This window comes from Pseudomonas sp. GZJR-8 (assembly GCF_002916705.1).
GTDB lineage: Bacteria > Pseudomonadota > Gammaproteobacteria > Pseudomonadales > Pseudomonadaceae > Aquipseudomonas > Aquipseudomonas synxantha_A.
Window position 1 is genome coordinate 387878 of sequence record NZ_JXSI01000003.1, and the last position, 17638, is coordinate 405515.

The 17638-nt window shown below is 59.6% G+C and carries 17 protein-coding genes and 1 tRNA gene; 8 read left to right on the top strand and 10 right to left on the bottom strand.

What is annotated here, in order from left to right:
• Window positions 1-20 precede the first annotated feature (20 nt).
• The 7 genes from TK42_RS08015 to TK42_RS08045 all read right to left on the bottom strand — a co-directional run bounded on the left by TK42_RS08015 (window position 21) and on the right by TK42_RS08045 (window position 5786).
• Window positions 21-776: an ABC transporter substrate-binding protein gene (locus TK42_RS08015; protein ID WP_103733956.1), complete on the bottom strand. Its 756-nt coding sequence runs from the start codon at window positions 774-776 to the stop codon at window positions 21-23.
• Between the two features lie 66 nt (window positions 777-842).
• Complete coding sequence (gene hisF, locus TK42_RS08020) at window positions 843-1613, bottom strand: imidazole glycerol phosphate synthase subunit HisF (RefSeq protein ID WP_003171107.1); 771 nt, start codon at window positions 1611-1613, stop codon at window positions 843-845.
• Between the two features lie 9 nt (window positions 1614-1622).
• Window positions 1623-2360 (bottom strand): 1-(5-phosphoribosyl)-5-[(5-phosphoribosylamino)methylideneamino]imidazole-4-carboxamide isomerase, encoded by a 738-nt coding sequence (hisA, locus tag TK42_RS08025; protein WP_003171106.1) that lies wholly within the window; start codon window positions 2358-2360, stop codon window positions 1623-1625.
• Between the two features lie 39 nt (window positions 2361-2399).
• Entirely contained in the window at window positions 2400-2657 is a 258-nt protein-coding gene (locus TK42_RS08030) for a DUF2164 domain-containing protein (protein ID WP_032878360.1), read from the bottom strand.
• The gene (gene hisH, locus TK42_RS08035; protein WP_005783914.1) at window positions 2658-3296 is read right to left on the bottom strand and encodes an imidazole glycerol phosphate synthase subunit HisH; all 639 of its coding nucleotides are present in this window, start codon (window positions 3294-3296) and stop codon (window positions 2658-2660) included. It abuts the gene before it with no gap.
• Complete coding sequence (gene hisB / locus TK42_RS08040) at window positions 3296-3892, bottom strand: imidazoleglycerol-phosphate dehydratase HisB (protein ID WP_003187781.1); 597 nt, start codon at window positions 3890-3892, stop codon at window positions 3296-3298. The genes hisH and hisB overlap by 1 nt, the downstream gene beginning before the upstream one ends.
• A gap of 232 nt (window positions 3893-4124) precedes the next feature.
• Window positions 4125-5786: an OFA family MFS transporter gene (locus tag TK42_RS08045; RefSeq protein ID WP_005783912.1), complete on the bottom strand. Its 1662-nt coding sequence runs from the start codon at window positions 5784-5786 to the stop codon at window positions 4125-4127.
• 326 nt (window positions 5787-6112) lie between these two features.
• On the opposite strand from TK42_RS08045, the gene TK42_RS08050 reads away from it, so the two are divergent.
• From TK42_RS08050 to TK42_RS08080, 7 genes are all read left to right on the top strand, one after another.
• Window positions 6113-8335, top strand: coding sequence for an AsmA family protein (locus tag TK42_RS08050; protein ID WP_103733957.1), 2223 nt, complete (start codon window positions 6113-6115; stop codon window positions 8333-8335).
• Window positions 8332-9399 carry an A/G-specific adenine glycosylase gene (gene mutY / locus TK42_RS08055; protein WP_103733958.1) on the top strand — a complete coding sequence of 356 codons (1068 nt, stop codon included), beginning with the start codon at window positions 8332-8334 and terminating at the stop codon, window positions 9397-9399. The genes TK42_RS08050 and mutY overlap by 4 nt, the downstream gene beginning before the upstream one ends.
• Complete coding sequence (locus TK42_RS08060; protein ID WP_005783905.1) at window positions 9396-9668, top strand: oxidative damage protection protein; 273 nt, start codon at window positions 9396-9398, stop codon at window positions 9666-9668. The genes mutY and TK42_RS08060 overlap by 4 nt, the downstream gene beginning before the upstream one ends.
• Window positions 9669-9771: 103 nt before the next feature.
• Window positions 9772-9847, top strand: a tRNA-Phe gene (locus TK42_RS08065).
• A gap of 246 nt (window positions 9848-10093) precedes the next feature.
• Entirely contained in the window at window positions 10094-10495 is a 402-nt protein-coding gene (locus TK42_RS08070) for a TonB family protein (RefSeq protein ID WP_103733959.1), read from the top strand.
• Between the two features lie 65 nt (window positions 10496-10560).
• Window positions 10561-11232 carry a hypothetical protein gene (locus TK42_RS08075; protein ID WP_005783902.1) on the top strand — a complete coding sequence of 224 codons (672 nt, stop codon included), beginning with the start codon at window positions 10561-10563 and terminating at the stop codon, window positions 11230-11232.
• A 198-nt stretch (window positions 11233-11430) separates the two neighbouring features.
• Entirely contained in the window at window positions 11431-12591 is a 1161-nt protein-coding gene (locus tag TK42_RS08080; RefSeq protein WP_032878370.1) for a Fic family protein, read from the top strand.
• A gap of 22 nt (window positions 12592-12613) precedes the next feature.
• Here the strand turns inward: TK42_RS08080 and TK42_RS08085 are convergent, their stop codons facing one another.
• Complete coding sequence (locus tag TK42_RS08085) at window positions 12614-14221, bottom strand: hypothetical protein (protein WP_103733960.1); 1608 nt, start codon at window positions 14219-14221, stop codon at window positions 12614-12616.
• 87 nt (window positions 14222-14308) lie between these two features.
• Window positions 14309-15274, bottom strand: coding sequence for an arsenic resistance protein (locus tag TK42_RS08090; RefSeq protein WP_103733961.1), 966 nt, complete (start codon window positions 15272-15274; stop codon window positions 14309-14311).
• Window positions 15275-15432: 158 nt separating this feature from the next.
• Here TK42_RS08090 and TK42_RS08095 point away from each other — a divergent pair, with 158 nt between their 5' ends.
• Window positions 15433-15846, top strand: a complete 414-nt coding sequence (locus tag TK42_RS08095) for a hypothetical protein (RefSeq protein WP_103733962.1) — start codon at window positions 15433-15435, stop codon at window positions 15844-15846.
• A gap of 279 nt (window positions 15847-16125) precedes the next feature.
• Here the strand turns inward: TK42_RS08095 and gabP are convergent, their stop codons facing one another.
• Complete coding sequence (gene gabP / locus TK42_RS08100; RefSeq protein WP_103733963.1) at window positions 16126-17517, bottom strand: GABA permease; 1392 nt, start codon at window positions 17515-17517, stop codon at window positions 16126-16128.
• Window positions 17518-17638 lie beyond the last annotated feature (121 nt).

Sequence of the window (17638 nt, forward strand, 5' to 3'; positions counted from 1 at the left end):
ATTCTGCGCAACTGCCAACTTCAGAGGTAACGCGCCATGATTTCGTCTACACGACCGCTCTTGCGCAACTCATCCAGCGCCGCCTGAAGCCTGGCCACCCATTCGTCCGGCACCTCTTTGTTCAACGCGAGATAAAGCTGCGCGCTATTGAACCGCAACACGGTCTTAAGCCCTGTTACACCAACCTGTCGCGCCAGATAACGCCCGGCGGGATCGCCGGTGGCCCACAGGTCGATCTGGCCGTCCATGAGCTTTTGCGCATTGTCCTGATCGCGCAGAGCGACAACCGGGTTAAGCCCCTGTTTCCCCAAGGTTTCCGCAATCGCATCGCCCTTGTAAGCACCGATCTTGTAGCGGCGGGCGTGCTCAAGATCGTTGAGCTGGATTGTGCTGTCGGCCTTGGCCAGTAATACCCAATCGTCCGGCCCGATGGGGCCGACCCATTTGAACAAGGCTTCACGGTCCGGCAGCCGCGCCATCACAAATACACCGTAACCAGGCTTTTCCAGGGCGAGCTTGTAGATTCGCTCCCAAGGAAAACGCAACGTAAGGTTGTAGGAAATGCCGGCGCGCTGGAAGGTTTCGCGCACAATGTCCACGGCGATGCCTTCGATGTTCTCGTCCTTGGCGAAGTTCTTGCCGTTTTTCGCCATGTTGTAGGGCGGGAAATTTTCCGTCAGCAGCACCAGGGAGGCGTCAGACGGCTCTTCGGCTTGGGCCGTACCAGCCATGAGCAGCGAGGTACTGGCAAGGGCGAGCAGCAGGTGTTTGAACATGAAGGCTACCGGAATCCATGGCAAGCGCAGAGAGTGCCGCGAGCCTGCCATGGTGTCCAGCAGCGTTTAGCGAACGACGATACCGCGCGCTGCCATGTAGGCCTTGGCCTCAGGTACGGTGTATTCACCAAAGTGGAAAATACTCGCCGCCAGCACTGCGCTGGCATGGCCTTCGATAACACCGTCGGCCAAATGCTGCAGGTTACCGACGCCACCGGAGGCGATCACCGGGATACCCAGTGCATCGCTGATAGCGCGGGTCACGCCCAGGTCGAAGCCGTTTTTCATGCCGTCCTGGTCCATGCTGGTCAGCAGGATTTCACCGGCGCCCAAGCCTTCCATCTTCATCGCCCACTCCACCGCGTCCAGCCCGGTAGGTTTGCGCCCGCCGTGAGTGAAGATCTCCCAGCGCGGGGTTTCGCCCGGGCCGGAGACCTTCTTGGCGTCGATGGCGACCACGATGCACTGCGAGCCAAAGTGTTGCGCGGCTTCACCGACGAACTCGGGGTTGAATACCGCGGCAGTATTGATCGAGACCTTGTCCGCGCCGGCATTGAGCAGGTTGCGGATGTCTTGCACAGTGCGCACGCCACCGCCCACGGTCAGCGGAATAAACACCTGGCTGGCCATGCGCTCGACGGTATGCAATGTGGTGTCGCGGCCATCGACGCTGGCCGTGATGTCGAGAAAGGTAATCTCGTCGGCACCTTGCTCATCGTAGCGACGGGCGATTTCCACCGGGTCGCCGGCATCGCGGATGTTCTCGAACTTGACGCCCTTGACCACCCGACCGTTGTCGACGTCCAGGCAAGGGATGATGCGTTTGGCCAGCGCCATGGTCAGTCCTCAGCCGTTGTAGGCGTCGCAGTAAGCCTGGGCTTGCGCAACGTCCAGGGTGCCTTCGTAAATCGCACGGCCAGTGATGGCGCCGATGATGCCAGGCGCCTTGGCGTCCAGCAGCGACTTGATGTCACCCAGGTTGTGAATGCCGCCGGAAGCGATCACCGGAATCTTCGTGGCCGCTGCCAAGGCTGCGGTGAACGGCACATTGCAGCCCTGCATCATGCCGTCTTTGGCGATATCGGTATAAACAATGGCGGACACGCCGTCGGCTTCGAACTGCCTGGCCAGGTCGATCACCTGCACGGTGCTGATCTCAGCCCAGCCGTCGGTAGCAACGAAGCCGTCTTTGGCATCCAGGCCAACGATGACCTTGCCAGGAAACGCACGGCAGGCTTCGGCGACGAAGGCCGGGTCTTTCACGGCCTTGGTGCCGATGATCACGTAGCTCACGCCAGCTTTGACGTAATGCTCGATGGTTTCCAGGGAGCGAATGCCGCCGCCGATCTGGATCGGCAGGTTCGGGTAGCGCTTGGCAATCGCGGTGACCACCTCACCATTGACCGGCTGGCCTTCGAAGGCACCGTTCAAGTCCACCAGATGCAAACGACGGCAGCCACCTTCCACCCATTTGGCGGCCATGCTCACCGGGTCATCGGAGAACACCGTGGAATCTTCCATGCGGCCTTGGCGCAGGCGGACACAAGCGCCGTCCTTGAGATCGATAGCGGGGATAATCAGCATCTGGCAAACCTTATTCGATATTCAGCAATGCTTGGGAAATCAGGGCTTCTCAAGCGACCACAAGTCGCTTTCGATGCTTTCGAACCTTTCCTTAAGGAGCGTCTGCGTGTCGAAAATCGCCCTGTTGTAATAGTGCGGTGCCACTTCGGTGGTGAACAGCTCAAGAATCTCGGCGACCTCGAACGAGCCCAGCTTGAGCTCGAAGCGGTCTTCCATGAAACGCTTGATCTTGTCGGTTGCCTCACGCTCCTGCTCGGGCGTGAGGTTCAAGATCGGCGGCTTCGGTTTCCTGGCCATTTACCAGCGACCATCCCACGCGGCGAAGTTCTGCAGCAATTGCAGGCCATGGGTATGGCTCTTTTCCGGGTGGAATTGCACGGCAAAACGCGAACCTTCGGCCAGCGCTGCGGCGAAGTCGACACCATAGTGCCCGCCACCCACCACCTGGCGCGGGTTACCGGCAGCGATGTAGTAGCTGTGCACGAAGTAGAAACGCGCCATGTCCGGGATTTCGTGCCACAGCGGGTGGTCGACGGTGCGGCGCACCTCGTTCCAGCCCATGTGCGGGACCTTCAAATGCTCACCGTCTTCATGCAAGTCTTTGCCGAAGAACTTCACCTGGCCGGGAAACATACCGATGCAATCGACGCCGCCGTTCTCCTCACTGCTGTCGAGCAAGGCTTGCATGCCGACGCAGATACCGAGGAATGGACGATCCTGGCTGACCTCGCGCACCAGGCTGTCAAAGCCCAGGCGGCGGATTTCGGCCATGCAATCACGAATCGCACCGACGCCTGGGAACACCACTCTGTCGGCTTCGCGAATCACGTTGGCATCGCTGGTGATCAGCACCTTGCCGGCGCCTACGTGCTCGAGGGCCTTGGCCACCGAGTGCAGGTTGCCCATGCCGTAGTCGATAACCGCGACCGTCTGCATTACAGGACGCCCTTGGTCGACGGCATTTGCCCGCCCATGCGCTCATCGACTTCCACAGCCATGCGCAACGCGCGGCCGAAAGCCTTGAACACGGTTTCGATCTGGTGGTGGGTGTTGGTGCCGCGCAGGTTGTCGATATGCAGGCTGACAAGTGCGTGGTTGACGAAGCCCTGGAAGAATTCCTGGAACAGGTCCACATCAAAGCCACGGCCCACGTTGGCGCGGGTGTAGGGCACGTGCATCTGCAGGCCTGGGCGGCCGGAGAAGTCGATCACCACACGCGACAGCGCTTCATCCAGCGGAACATAGGCATGACCGTAGCGACGGATGCCTTTCTTGTCGCCGATGGCCTTGGCAAATGCCTGGCCGAGGGTGATGCCCACGTCTTCCACCATGTGGTGGTCGTCGATGTGCAGGTCGCCCTTGCCGACGATATCCAGGTCGATCAGCCCATGACGGGCGATCTGGTCCAGCATGTGCTCAAGAAAAGGGACACCGATATCAAATCGGGCCTTTCCGGTGCCATCCAGGTTGATCGAGGCTTTGATCTGGGTTTCCAGAGTGTCGCGCTCGACAGACGCCTTACGTTCGGCCATCACCAGCTCCGCAAAATCATTGGGCGAAAAAGGCAGCCATTATAGGGGCGCGGGCGCCAAACAGAAACATCGAAGGGGATAAGACTGACGGCGTGTCGGGGATAGACATGTGCGTACATGCATAACCAATGTGGGAGGGGGCTTGCTCCCGATAGCGGTAGATCAGTCAACAATGCACTGACTGATGCGCCGCCATCGGGAGCAAGCCCCCTCCCACAAGGGTTTTGCAGTGTTAGTGGAACAGTACTGCGGTTTTCTGCAGGGTCACCCACACACCCCACGCCAACGGAATACCCACCACCAGCCAGGCGGCGATCGCCAACGGCTTGCTGGCGGCGGAGGCCTTCCACTCCAGCACGGTGGACGCATCGGCACCCTTGTCATGCCCGAGCGCCTGTTCGGCGGCCAGTTCGGCATCGGTCATGAAGTACTTGTCGGCCACCGGGCGTACCAGCAGGTTGCAGATGAAACCCAGCACCAGCAGACCGGCAAGGATGTACAAGGTGATGTCATACGCCGCGGCGCGTTCAACGCCGATGCTCAGCTGATATTCACGCAGGTAGTTCACCAGTACCGGGCCCAACACGCCCGCAGCAGCCCAGGCGGTCAACAGGCGACCGTGAATAGCACCGACCATCTGGGTACCGAACAAGTCGGCCAGGTAAGCCGGAACCGTCGCAAAACCACCGCCGTACATCGACAGGATGATGCAGAACGCCGCCACGAACAGCGCCACGTTGCCCAGATGCCCCAGGTTCGGGATCAGCGCGTACAGGGCAAAGCCCAGGGCGAAGAACACAAAGTAGGTATTCTTACGTCCCAGGTAGTCGGAGAACGACGCCCAGAAGAACCGGCCACCGATGTTGAACAGGCTCAACAGGCCGGTAAAACCAGCGGCAATGGCTGCAATGGAGGCAAGCTGACCGGCATCCAACTGGCCAAATGGCACATCAACACCCAGCAACTTGCCGCCGAACACTTCCTGCAACAGTGGCGAGGCCATGCCGAGGATGCCGATACCGGCCGATACGTTCAGGCACAGCACCAGCCATACCAGGCGGAATTGCGGGGTTTTCCACGCGACATTCACATGCACGTGACGGTGAGTGATCATCGCGTTGCTGGCTTTTTTCGCCGGCGCGGTCCAGCCCTCAGGCTTCCAGCCGGTCGGCGGAACGCGATACAGCAGTGCGCCACCGATCATGAACACGAAGTAAATCGCCGCCATGACCACAAAGCTCTGCCATACACCTACGCTGGTCGGCGAAGAGAAATGGCCCATCAGTGCCGCAGCCAGGGGCGCACCCACCATCGCGCCGCCGCCAAAGCCCATGATCGCCATGCCGGTAGCCATGCCGCGCTTGTCCGGGAACCACTTGATCAGGGTCGATACGGGCGAGATATAGCCCAGGCCCAGGCCGATACCGCCAATGACCCCGGAACCGATCCACATCAGCCAGATCTGGTGGGTATAGATGCCCAGCGCCGAGATCAGCAGGCCACCGCACCAGCACAACGCCGAGACGACACCGGCCTTGCGTGGCCCGGCATGTTCCAGCCAGCCGCCCCAGATCGCGGCCGAGCAGCCCAGAAAGATGAAGAACAAGGTGTAGATCCAGCCCAGCATGGAGATGGGCCAGTCGCATTGGGACGAGAAGACCTGGGCGATAAAGCTCATGTCTGGCGCGCAGGCGACCGGTGCGGTGATACCCAGCGCTTTGGACAACGGCAGCCAAAACACCGAGAAGCCGTAGGCCATGCCGATGCACAGGTGGATGGCCAGGGCGGCCGGTGGAACCAGCCAGCGGTTGAACCCCGGCTTGGCGATGATGCGCTCCTTGGACAGGAACGCAGGCTGTGCGGCGGCGGTGCCGGCCACAGTGCTAGTGCTCATTGGTGTTTCCCCCAGTTATTGGTATGCGTCCGTCAGGCGCTCTCCTCCTCGGCCTTGCACGCAAAGCGTGGCCGTTTTTTTGAGTGAAGCTCCATTTAAAGCGCGACGATACGTCGCAGAAGGCGGACGAACGTGCAGAGATTAGCATCAGTGGATGACAGAAAAATCAAACTGCCACTACCTTTTTTGGATTATCTGTACTTTTCTGACGTCAAAATCCCATTTCCGAGCCCCTGGATACAATGTAACGATCCGTGAACTGACGCAGGCCGTCGGGCGTTATACTCTTCGGCTAAATTTTGAAATCGACATACAAGGACTCGCCCATGAAAGCGTTCGGCAAAATCCTGGGTCTGGTACTTCTCGGGCTGTTGCTGATCATTGTGGCGCTCGGCTTTGCCCTGACCCACCTCTTCGATCCCAACGACTACAAAGAAGAAATTCGCCAGATAGCCCGCGACAAGGCCCACATCGAGCTGACGCTCAATGGCGATATCGGCTGGAGCCTGTTCCCCTGGCTGGGCCTGGAGTTGCACGAGGCCAGCGTCGCGACCCTGACCGCACCGACTCAACCTTTCGCCGATTTGCAGATGCTCGGCCTGTCGGTACGCGTACTGCCGCTGCTGCGCCGCGAAGTGCAGATGAGCGATGTGCGTGTCGAGGGCCTGAACCTGCGCCTGAACCGCGACAAGCAGGGCCATGGCAACTGGGAAGACATCGGCAAGAACGTACCCGATGCGACTGCCGAGGCCCCCGCAGCCGCGCCTGCGCCAGTGGAACCGGTGGCTGAAACCAAGCCGGAGAAACCGCCACAACCGATCCGCCTGGACATCGACAGCCTGACCATCAACAACGCTCGCGTTGAATACACCGATGAACAGACCGGCAAGCAATTGAGTGCCGAGAGCATCCAGTTGAGCGCCGGGGCCATCCACGAGGGCGCCAGCATTCCGCTCAAACTCACCGCGTTCCTGGGCAGCAACCAGCCACTGATGCGCGTCAAGACCGAGCTGAACGGCAACTTGCGCATCCAGCGTGCCCTCAAGCGCTACCAGTTCGAAGACATGCGCCTGAGCGGCGAAGCCACCGGCGAGCCGCTGCAAGGCAAGACCGTGAGTTTCTCCACCCAGGGCCAATTGTTGGTGGATCTGGCGGCCAACGTCGCCGAATGGACCAACCTGAAACTGTCGGCCAACCAGTTGCGCGCCTTGGGCGAACTGAAGGTCAACGACCTGGACAAGACCCCGCAGGTCAGTGGTGCGTTGTCTGTGGCCCAGTTCGATCTGGCCAAGTTCCTTGAGAGCGTCGGCCACCCGCTGCCGGCCATGGCCCCAGGCAGCCTGAGCAAGGTCGAGCTGGTGAGTCGCCTCAAGGGCACGCCTAACAGCGTCGCCCTGGAAAACCTGAACCTGAAACTCGACGAAAGCACCTTCAGCGGCCGTGTCGCTGTCGATGATTTCGCCAAGCAGTCCCTGCGCGTACAGCTCAAGGCCGATACCTTCAATGCCGACAACTACTTGCCGGCCAAATCAGAAGCAGCCAAAGGCGCAACCGCCGCTCGCCAGGCCGAAGTGCAGAACAGCGAGGCCGGTGCGATGGCAGCCGGCGGCAACACGCCACTGCCGGACGCCCCGACCAAAGGCGCCTGGAGCACCGACAAGCTGCTGCCGCTGACCCGCCTGCGCAGCCTGGATATCGACGCCGACCTTGCGTTCGGCCAATTGACCCTGAGCCAGCTGCCGATCCAGAACGCGGCGCTGAAAGCCTCCGGCATCGACGGCCAGCTCAAGCTCGACACCCTGAGCGGCGGTCTCTACAACGGTACCTTCCAGGCCAATGGCACGCTCGATGTGCGCCAGGATCTCCCGCTTCTGGCCATGCAAACCCATATCAAGCAAGTACCGGTTGAGAAAATCCTGCAGGCCCAGGGGAAGAACCCGCCGGTCAAAGGCCAGGTCACCCTGGACAGCAACCTGACCGGGCGTGGCAACAGCCAGAAGGCGTTGATCGACAGCCTCAACGGCACCGCCAGCTTTGTGATCAATAACGGTGTGTTGCTCAACGCCAATATCGAGCAACAGGTCTGCACCGGTATCGCCCTGCTCAACCGCAAGACCCTGGCCAGCACGCCACCGGGCAAGGACACCCCCTTCCAGGAACTGCGCGGCAACCTGACGTTGCGTAACGGCGTGGCCAGCAACCCTGACCTGAAAGTGCGTATCCCGGGGCTGACGGTCAATGGCAACGGCGATGTCGACTTGCGCGTGCTGGGCATGGACTACCGCGTCGGCATCATTGTCGAAGGCGACAAGCGCGAGGTGCCGGACCCGGCCTGCCAGGTCGGCGCCAACTTCCAGGGCATTGAAGTGCCGCTGCGCTGCCGTGGCCCGCTGGAGCTTGGCGCCAAGGCCTGCCGTCTGGACAAGGACGGCCTGGGCCAGGTCGCCCTCAAGGCTGCCGGCAATCGCCTGAACGAGAAGCTGGAGGAGAAGCTCGACAAGGTTAATCCCAAGCTCAAAGACGCATTGAAAGGCCTGTTCAACCGATGAGAAACGAGCAGTTTTCAGCGGCGGTACTCGATTGGTACGACCGCCACGGCCGTCATGACCTGCCCTGGCAACAGGGCATCACCCCGTACCGGGTGTGGGTGTCGGAGATCATGCTGCAACAGACCCAGGTCAGCACTGTGCTCAATTACTTCGACCGGTTCATGGCATCCCTGCCGACGGTCGAAGCCCTGGCCGCCGCACCGGAAGACGAAGTGCTGCACCTGTGGACCGGCCTGGGCTACTACACCCGGGCGCGCAACCTGCAGAAGACCGCCAAGATCGTGGTGAACGAGTACGGCGGCGAGTTTCCCCGCGATGTGGAAAAACTCACCGAGCTGCCCGGCATCGGCCTGTCCACCGCTGGCGCGATTGCCAGCCTGAGCATGGGCCTGCGCGCGCCGATCCTCGACGGCAACGTCAAGCGCGTGCTGGCGCGCTTTACCGCCCAAGAGGGTTACCCGGGCGAGCCCAAAGTGGCCAAGCAGCTGTGGGCCACCGCAGAGCGCTTTACACCCTTTGAGCGCGTCAACGCCTACACCCAGGCGATGATGGACATGGGCGCCACGCTCTGCACCCGCAGCAAACCCAGCTGCCTGCTGTGCCCGCTGGAAAAAGGCTGCGAAGCCCACATGCTCGGCCTGGAGACGCGTTACCCGATCCCCAAACCGCGCAAGACCATCCCGCAAAAGCGCACGCTGATGCCCATGCTGGCGAACGCCGAGGGCGCGATCCTGCTTTACCGTCGCCCTTCCACGGGCCTGTGGGGCGGTTTGTGGAGCTTGCCCGAGCTGGATGACCTGAGCGACCTCGACCACCTGGCCAACCAGCACGCCCTCGCACTGGGCAAGCATCAGGAACTGCCGGGGTTGATCCACACCTTCAGCCACTTCCAACTGTCCATCGAACCCTGGCTGGTCCAGGTCGAGGAATCCGCCCATCACGTGGCCGAGGCCGACTGGCTTTGGTATAACCTCGCCACCCCGCCGCGCCTGGGCCTTGCCGCCCCGGTGAAAAAACTGCTGAAGCGCGCGGCGCAAGCATTGAACGCAGGAGTTTCGTCATGACCCGCACCGTTATCTGCCGCAAGTACAAAGAAGAACTGCCAGCCCTGGAACGCCCTCCGTACCCAGGTGCCAAGGGCCAGGACATCTACGACCACGTCTCCGCCAAAGCCTGGGGTGACTGGTTGAAACACCAGACCCTGCTGATCAACGAAAAACGCCTGAACATGATGAACGCCGAAGACCGCAAATACCTGGCCGGCGAAATGGATAAGTTCTTTTCCGGCGAGGAATACGCCCAAGCCGAAGGTTACGTGCCACCTGCTCAATAATTGATCAAAAACCGGGGTCGGCACGTAAGCGACGGTAATAATTAAATATTTTTTGAAAACTTGCTTGACGACCCCCTGAAAAACCCGTTTAATGCGCCCCGTTGCCCAGATAGCTCAGTCGGTAGAGCAGGGGATTGAAAATCCCCGTGTCGGCGGTTCGATTCCGTCTCTGGGCACCAAAATACCGAGAAACCCCAAGGAACAATGTTCCTTGGGGTTTTTTATTGCCTGCGATTTAATGGGCTCTGGATCACCTTGGACCCGGATGCCGAGCAGGAGCGCCTTGAATAAAGGCAATCACGATACCGGCACCGATCAAGCCCATCGGCAAAGCCGTCGAGGGAGTGAGCCTTCCAAGCGCCTGGATTTGAAATACTCTGTGGCGCCAGATAGTACGGACGCAAAAAATGCTCAAGGAAATATGTATGAAGTATTGCTGGATCGCACTTGCCCTGCTGCTTGGCGCTTGCGCAAGAACCCCTTCCCCAGAGCAACTGGCAGAACAGCAGTTATGGGAACAACAGTTGATAAGCCATATACAGCTGTTCAAATTTTACCCGGCAAACGCCCAGGCGCAGCGGCTGGAAGGCCAGGTCAATATTGAATTCGCCATCGATGCCCATGGCAACTTGTTGCGTCAGCGCGTGATCAGTCACTCAGGCTCTGAGCTTTTTGTTGCTGCCGTGCAGGCATCTCTTCCAGCAGCATCGCCAATGCCTGCTCCGCCTGCGTCAGTTCTCAAGGATGGTGAAGTCGAGGTGCGCGCACCCTTTGTGTTTTGCCTGACCCCATCCTGCGCAGGCCAAGCTAAGCCCCAGAGCGATTGAGGCTTGTTTTTCACTGGCTTCAATCGTCCACCCTTTACCCCATTCACAGCTGTAAGGTTTCTTTCATGACACGCCTCTTGCTCTGCTCGCTATTACTGCTGACTGCACTACTCAGTGGATGCGCCACGCAAATGGACGTAGCGATCAACGCGACACCCGATCCGGACTATCACTTCGACCGCCAGGCAACCGTACTGGTGACGTCTGTCGGGGGCAGCGACGAAAACGCACTCAATGCCCGGTACTACCTGCGCGACATGGTCAGCGCCATGAAGGACCAGGGCTTTCGCAATGTCTTTACCGACACCACGCTGCCCAAGAACCATGCACCGATCAAAATGACCATCACCCTTGATGTCGAAAGCAAGCAGGTCACTTACCGCTACACCGCTACCGAGTATGGCCAGGTAGCAAACAGCACCACCACACAGTGCAAGAAGAACAAGAAAAAGACCGATCAACTGACCTGCACCAGCACCCCGAACACCTCCTATGGCCCGGTAGGCACATCGGAACGCACCGGCTACACCACCCTCACCACCTTCCGGGCTACCGCTCGGGACGAGGCAAGCAGGCGCGCGGTGTATGTGCTTCGAGTATCGTCCTATAACGACGATTGCCAGGCGGCGAAGGTCGAAGCCTTCCTGGTACAGCAGGGCCTGCAGAACCTGAACTTCCAGGACCGCGTGCAGCGCAATTACACGGTGACGATGCCTGAGGGGTATCGCTGCAAATAGCTTGCTCCCGTCCGGATACAGCTTGGGCACCCTGACCAAAGCCAACCGGACCTAGTTTCATTTGGGATATTTTTCACTTATCCGAACTGTTTTTTTGAGATAGTGTAGGGCCTCATCAGGCCCCTAACGCCTTCCCTACGGGCATCAAATCAGCCTGCTTTCGAGATAATCAAAATATCAATTGGAGATACTTTCCATATGCCCGAGTTTGCTCATCACGATCTGGAGCTATTGAACCCCTCGTTCGACTCGGGCCTGGTTGATGTTCTGAGCGAGCTGGAACACCTGCGCCGCCTGCAACTGGGTGGCGATACACCGCCTGCTGTTTTTTTCCAGTTGAAAGCCCTGTTTCATACGCTGGAAAGCCTGGGCTCTGCACGTATCGAGGGCAACCACACGACACTGGCCGACTACATCGAAAGCAAAGTCGAAGGGGCAGCCGAGGCTTCAGATCCGTTGCGGGAAATTGCGAACATCGAAAAGGCCATGGACTACGTCGAAAGCATCATGCAGACCGGCGCTGATCTCACGGAGTTTGCGATTCGAGAGCTTCACTCAATCACCGTCCAGGGACTGCAACGCGAAGGTGATCGTACGCCAGGTGCTTACCGCGAGTCCGGGGTCAGCATTGCCCAGTCCGATCACCTCCCGCCCGAGGCGGTGATGGTGCCAGGCTACATGCAAGAACTCGTCGCCTTTGTGAATAAGCAGGATGCCCCCAAGTACGATCTGATGAAAGTCGCGCTGGCCCACCACCGGTTTGGCTGGATCCACCCATTTGGCAACGGCAATGGCCGCGTCGTGCGCCTTCTGACGTACGCAATGTTGATGAAGTACGGCTTCAACGTGAGCGCTGGCGGCCGAGTCCTGAATCCGACGGCAGTCTTCTGTATCGACCGCGAAAAGTATTACTCGATGCTTTCCACCGCTGACACAGGCACCAAGGAAGGCCTTGAGGCTTGGTGTACGTATGTGCTGGCAGGCATTAGAGATGAATTAGAGAAAGTCAGCAGGCTGACGGACTACCGCTACCTGACCAGGCACATTCTTGCCCCCACCATTGCATTGGCGAAAGACCGCGCATGGATAACGCCTCTTGAAGAGAAAATTCTGAGCACGGCGATCCAACTGAAGGTGGTCAAGTCGGGCGATATCGCTGACGCTCTACCGACACTGTCCGCCGCCCAAAGAACCTATCAAATAAAAAAACTGGTCGACCAAGGGATGCTGCTTCCCATCAGTCCAGGCGCTCGGCAGTACACAATCGGGTTCTCAAATAATTATTTGATCAGAGGGGTTATCAAATCCCTGCGCGAAGAAGGCTTTATCCCTGAGCAGCTGGACAAACCTTATCCATGAGGAGGCCCGCCAAGTTGCCCCCTCACTTCAGCAAAAACACCATCAACGGATTGTCATTCAACCGCCCCGCAAAGCTTGGCGCCAATTGCTCCACCGGCGAGCCCTTCAACAGCGCAGTCTCCTTGCGCGACACAATCACCCAGCATGGTCGCGGCAGCGCACTCAGTTTCTCAAGCTGGTGACGCCCGACAAACAGTGGCTGCTCATCGTGATCCAGGTTCATCATGTAGCGCACCGCCCAGGTGTCTCGGGCCAGGTCGACAAATACCAAAGGGCCCGGCTGTGATTCCCGCAGCGCCTCCACCTGGCTGACAAACCGTCGGGTGTCGAATTGCAGGTCCTTGGCCGGTTCTATCACCGCTACCAGCAGCAACCATTGCGCCGCCAGTGCGATCACGCTGAGCCATACCAGACGCAACGGCCGGCGCCAGGCAATCAACGCCGCGAGTTGCAACACCACCAACACACCAATCATCAGCGGCAGGGAAATATCCGGCCAATAGCCCTGCTTGTGCCAGGCGTTCCGACACACAAACAACACAACCACGCACAACGCCGGTAACGCTGCGACAAGCCCTTCGTAACAACGGCGCACGCCCAACAGCCAGCCTTGCGCCTGGAGCAGCCCATAGGCCGCAACAGCCGCAAACATCGGCACCATCGGCAAGATGTAATAAGCGCGCTTGAAGTGCGGCACCGACAACCCGAGCAGAATCATCAAGCCACACGCCCCGAGGCGCACTAGCAGTTGCACCTGCCCGTCGACCCAGCGTTCCGGCCAGCGACGGCGCAGCGCGACCAGGGTGGCCAACGCCAGCGGCACCACCGGGAAGTAACGGTACAAACTCAGCTGGAAATAGAAATAGAACGGCTCACCGGACTCATCCAGGCGCCCGCCGACCTGCATCCTGAACACTTCATCAGCAAAGGCATCACCGCCACTCAATCGCGCAAGCTTCATCAGCAGCCACCAGCACACTGCTAGCAGCACCAGGCCGATAACGCCGTGGATCAGGACTTGCCGGACGCGTTCGCCCGGACTGCCCAGCGCCCAATACACGCACACCACCCCACACACCTCGATCAACCCCAGCGGGCCACGAATCGCAAAGGCCAGAACGAACAACGGGAACACCGCCAATTGCCGCAGCCGCGACCCCAGGCGCTCGCCACTGTGCAGCAGATAGAAACTGCCGACACACAGCAGCGCGATCATCTGGTCCAGGCAGACCGAGCGCGATTTTTCGAGCAACTGGGTGGTGAGCAGCGTCAGCAGCACCGTCAAAAATGCCCATGGGCGACTGAACGGCGCCAGCAGGCGGTACATCAGTGCGATCACACCGGCCGATGCAAGCGCGGTGGGCAGCACATTCGCCAGGTGGTTCGGCGCATCAAACCAGCGAGCGAATACAAAACTGAAGAAGGTCGCGGTGCCTGGGTAGTCCGCGTAAGGCTGACCGTAAGTGGTGGGGAAAAAACTGGCGCCGTGGCGAAACATTTCCTGCATGAACAACGCCCAGCGCCCATCAAAGCCTTGGGGCTGCTGATCCCAGATCCCCAACGTGAACAACAACAGGGCGATCAGAAAGAGGCCCAAGGACTCCAGGCGAAAACGGTTGCGATGATCCATCGGGTGACCTGTCAGGTGGGAAGCGCTGGCGTATGGTGCCGAGCACTGCCCTGAATAGCGCCTGAACGAACCTGAACATTCACGCTTTTATCGACTTGCGGGCCACACCACTGCCGGGATCAGGCGAACGTAGACCAACTCGGCCACCAACTCGACGAGGGTTTGCAGGATCACCGCCGCGGCAGCCAACCCGCGCATGTCCTCCGGCAAGGCCAGCGCCAATGGCAATACCACCAGCGAGTTGCGCGTCGAAGCACTGAACGTCACCGCCCGTGCACTTGGCGCAGGCAGCGCAAACAGTCGCGCAGCCAGGATCCCCATCAACGGCGCCAGCAGTACGAAGCCCAGGTAGATCGCAAGCACTGGCAGCAACAGGTCGAAGTCGCGCATGACCGATGTGATTTGCGACCCGATCACCACGAACAACACCAGGGCCATCGCCGGCACCGGCAACCAGGCCCACGCACTGCTCCATTTGTCGACCAGCCTTGATCGTCGCGCCAGGTAGGCCGTCAGCACAGCCAGCAGCATCGGCATCACGATCAACATCAGGAATGCCTCGATAAACGGGCCGATCTCAACCACCACACCCGAGTGTGCGCCCAGCATAAAACCCAGGTACACCGGCAGCAGTGCCAACTGCAGCAGCAACAGCAACGGTGTGGCCGCCAGCATCAACCGCGAATCGCCCTTGCCGATGTGGGTGAACACCACCACGTAATCAATACAGGGCGTCAACAACACCAGTAATGCCCCCACCAACAGCGCGGGATGCCCCAGCAGGCCACGGGTCAGCGCCCACACCAGCAATGGCACCAGAACAAAGTTGGCCAGCAACAACGCCGAGACAAAGCGGATATTGCCCAAACCCTGGCGCAGATCGAGGAAAGGAATCTGCAGGAACATCGCGTACATCAATACCGCGATGGCAGGTGTGATCAATGCGCTCAAACCGTGAGCCACTAGAGGCGCGAACACACCACAGGCAGCGGCCAGCAGGATGGCGACAAAATAGAAGGGGATCTGGTTATGCTCAAGGGCATCGCGGGTCATGAAGACGCTCTGGCAGATGACAAAGGCATAGCCTATTGATCTATGGCCTGGTGGTCGAGCGCGATAAGCGACCAAACCCCGCCCGGATTTCCTTGGGATTTGCCCCAACCTGCGCTTCAATACTCCACCCCGATCCAGAACCCAAGGATGTTGAGCCCATGGCTTCGCCGAACAAGCAGCAAAAACGCGCCCAGCGGGCAAAGACCAAGGCCAAGCAAAACCGCACCCAGCGCGCCGTCGCGGCCAAGCCGGATGCGTTCGCCGGCGACGACAGCCGCATCGATCTTGAATCGGTGGACTTGACCGAACTGTTCGTCGAGATGCGCACCGCAGGCGAGATCAGCCAGCAGGCACTGTGCGCGGTATTCCTCGCACACCCGCTGTTGGCGCTGGTGCTGGAGCAGGAAGGCGAAGAGGAAGCGACCGACTTTATCCTGGCGGCGCTGATTGAATATTGGCAGTGGGCCACTGACAGCGATGACGAGGCCGCTGCGTTGGCGTGGATCGAATCGCCGCAGTTCCAGGCGGACTATGTAGCAGCATCCCAGGCGCTGACAGCCTCAACAGACTGACACATATCAAAATGTGGGAGGGGGCTTGCTCCCTCCCACATTTGCACCACATTCCGTCAGTTGAGCACTGCTGCGCCTGATTTCTGGGCCTTGCCGCAGCTCGCCACTACCAATACCACCTGCAAGCTCAGCATCTCAGTCGCTGACAACCTCAGCAGACTGACGCGTATCAAAATGTGGGAGGGGGCTTGCTCCCGATGGCAGAGTCTCAGTCGACATCTCAGTGACTGACACTCTGCATCGGGAGCAAGCCCCCTCCCACATTTGCATCACATTCCGTCAGTTGAGCACTGCTGCGCCTAGCTTCTGGGCCTTGCGGCGGCTCGCCACGAACAACCCCGCCAGCACTACCAGCAAGCTCAGGATCCCGGTGGCGATGATCTCGACCCGGTGCGCTTCCTGGAACAGCATGATGGTCAAGGTGCCGACGATAAACACCATCACCGCGTAGGTCAGTCCAGGAAACAGCCACATCTTGAACACGATCTGCTCGCCCGCCGCCGCACGCTTTTGACGCATGCGCAGTTGCGACACGGCAATCACCAGGTACACCAGCAACGCAATGGCGCCGGAGCTGGCCAGCAGGAATTCGAACACGGCCGCCGGGGCCACGTAGTTGGCAAATACCGCGAGGAACGCCGCGCCGGTGGACAGCAACACCGCCCAATAAGGTGTACCACTTTTGTTGGTGCGCTTGGCCACCGCTGGTGCATCACCGCGACGCCCGAGGGAGAACAACATACGCGAGGCGGTGTAGAGCGCCGAGTTGAGGCAACTGGTAACAGCCACCAGCACCACCAGGTCGACGATCAGCTTGGCATTCGGGATGCCCATGCGCTCAAGTACCGTCTGGTAGGAACCTACGGCCGCCAGGGTCGGATCGTTCCAAGGCACCAGCGACACGACAATGAAGATCGACAGCAGGTAGAACAAACCAATCCGCCAGATGACCGAGTTGGTGGCCTTGGTGATTTGCTGGCCGGGGTTCTTGGATTCCGCTGCAGCGATGGTCACGATCTCAGTGCCCATGAACGAGAACATGGTGGTCAGGATCGCTGCCAGAACCGCGCCCATCCCATTAGGCATAAAGCCCTGGGTATCGAACAGGTGCGAAACACCGCTGACCTGGCTGGTGGGCAAAAAGCCGAAAATCGCGGCCAGGCCGAGGATTACAAAGCCGACGATGGCCACGACTTTAATCAACGCAAACCAGAACTCGAACTCACCGTAGTTCTTCACGCTGAACAGGTTGGTTGCCGTCAGCAACAACGTAATGACCAGGGTAAACACCCAAATCGCCACGTCGGGGAACCAGGCGTGCAGGATAGTCGCCGCCGCGTTGGCTTCCAACGGAATCACCAGCACCCAGAACCACCAGTACAACCAACCAATGGTAAACCCAGCCCAGTGACCGATTGCGCGGTCGGCGTAGGTAGAGAACGAACCGGTATCGGGTGACGCAACAGCCATCTCGGCCAGCATCCGCATCACCAGCACCACCAACGTACCGGCGGCCGCGTAGGCCAGCAGCACGGCGGGGCCGGCGGCAGCAATCGCATGGCCAGAGCCGACAAACAAACCTGCGCCGATTACGCCGGCAATCGACAGCATGGTGACATGCCGCGGCTTGAGCCCCTGTTCGAGGTCATTGGAGCTTTGAGTACTACTCATTGACACACCTTTGCGAGGAATTGCGAAAACGGGTTCGCCCGGCCTGCAGCCTTTCTCGTGAAAAGAATCCAACAGGGCGTTCTTTATTTTTTACGCAAGATTTGCGCCAAAATGTAACAGG

Bases quoted from the DNA above. Each gene is read 5' to 3' on its own strand.
- TK42_RS08015 (WP_103733956.1), bottom strand. From the start codon at position 776: ATGTTCAAACACCTGCTGCTCGCCCTTGCCAGTACCTCGCTGCTCATG.
- hisF (WP_003171107.1), bottom strand. From the start codon at position 1,613: ATGGCGCTGGCCAAACGCATCATCCCTTGCCTGGACGTCGACAACGGT.
- hisA (WP_003171106.1), bottom strand. From the start codon at position 2,360: ATGCTGATTATCCCCGCTATCGATCTCAAGGACGGCGCTTGTGTCCGC.
- TK42_RS08030 (WP_032878360.1), bottom strand. From the start codon at position 2,657: ATGGCCAGGAAACCGAAGCCGCCGATCTTGAACCTCACGCCCGAGCAG.
- hisH (WP_005783914.1), bottom strand. From the start codon at position 3,296: ATGCAGACGGTCGCGGTTATCGACTACGGCATGGGCAACCTGCACTCG.
- hisB (WP_003187781.1), bottom strand. From the start codon at position 3,892: ATGGCCGAACGTAAGGCGTCTGTCGAGCGCGACACTCTGGAAACCCAG.
- TK42_RS08045 (WP_005783912.1), bottom strand. From the start codon at position 5,786: ATGAGCACTAGCACTGTGGCCGGCACCGCCGCCGCACAGCCTGCGTTC.
- TK42_RS08050 (WP_103733957.1), top strand. From the start codon at position 6,113: ATGAAAGCGTTCGGCAAAATCCTGGGTCTGGTACTTCTCGGGCTGTTG.
- mutY (WP_103733958.1), top strand. From the start codon at position 8,332: ATGAGAAACGAGCAGTTTTCAGCGGCGGTACTCGATTGGTACGACCGC.
- TK42_RS08060 (WP_005783905.1), top strand. From the start codon at position 9,396: ATGACCCGCACCGTTATCTGCCGCAAGTACAAAGAAGAACTGCCAGCC.
- TK42_RS08070 (WP_103733959.1), top strand. From the start codon at position 10,094: ATGAAGTATTGCTGGATCGCACTTGCCCTGCTGCTTGGCGCTTGCGCA.
- TK42_RS08075 (WP_005783902.1), top strand. From the start codon at position 10,561: ATGACACGCCTCTTGCTCTGCTCGCTATTACTGCTGACTGCACTACTC.
- TK42_RS08080 (WP_032878370.1), top strand. From the start codon at position 11,431: ATGCCCGAGTTTGCTCATCACGATCTGGAGCTATTGAACCCCTCGTTC.
- TK42_RS08085 (WP_103733960.1), bottom strand. From the start codon at position 14,221: ATGGATCATCGCAACCGTTTTCGCCTGGAGTCCTTGGGCCTCTTTCTG.
- TK42_RS08090 (WP_103733961.1), bottom strand. From the start codon at position 15,274: ATGACCCGCGATGCCCTTGAGCATAACCAGATCCCCTTCTATTTTGTC.
- TK42_RS08095 (WP_103733962.1), top strand. From the start codon at position 15,433: ATGGCTTCGCCGAACAAGCAGCAAAAACGCGCCCAGCGGGCAAAGACC.
- gabP (WP_103733963.1), bottom strand. From the start codon at position 17,517: ATGAGTAGTACTCAAAGCTCCAATGACCTCGAACAGGGGCTCAAGCCG.